The sequence below is a fragment of the Kitasatospora putterlickiae genome, from assembly GCF_039527695.1.
Lineage (GTDB): Bacteria > Actinomycetota > Actinomycetes > Streptomycetales > Streptomycetaceae > Kitasatospora > Kitasatospora putterlickiae.
This window is the reverse complement of sequence record NZ_BAAAKJ010000177.1, coordinates 4,825-5,258: the sequence shown is the minus strand read 5'-3', so window position 1 is coordinate 5,258 and position 434 is coordinate 4,825. Positions and strand designations below refer to the sequence as shown.

1 protein-coding gene is annotated in these 434 nt (G+C 78.8%); it reads right to left on the bottom strand.

The features are described 5' to 3' along the window. Window positions 1–434: inositol monophosphatase family protein (locus ABD308_RS17910; RefSeq protein WP_344335564.1), on the bottom strand; the 434-nt coding region annotated here is incomplete at both ends.

Below are 434 nucleotides of genomic sequence, written 5' to 3'. Positions count from 1 at the left end.
CAGCCGCCCGGCCGGGCCGTACGCGCCGGCCCCGCGCACCGCGCGCCAGGTGTGGCCGGCCACCGGGTCGTGCACCACGCCGAGCACCGGGTCGCCATCCACGCACAGCGCGATGCCGACCACGTAGGCGGGCAGGCCGATCACCACGTTGTTGCTGCCGTCCAGCGGGTCGACCAGCCAGGTGCGGCGGGTGCCGGGCGCGCCGGAGCGCCCACCGCCCTCCTCGGCCTGGACCCGGTCGGCGGGGAAGCGCTCGGCCAGCCGGCGGGTGACCAGTTCCTCGGCGAGCAGGTCGAGTTCGGTGACCACGTCGCCGTCCGCGCCCTTGGCGTCCACCCGGAAGGCCCCGTGGAAGCGCGAGCGCAGCAGGGCGCCCGCGTCCTCGGCGGCGCGCACCGCGACCCGGCACTCCGGCGCGAGGTCCCCGGCGCCGG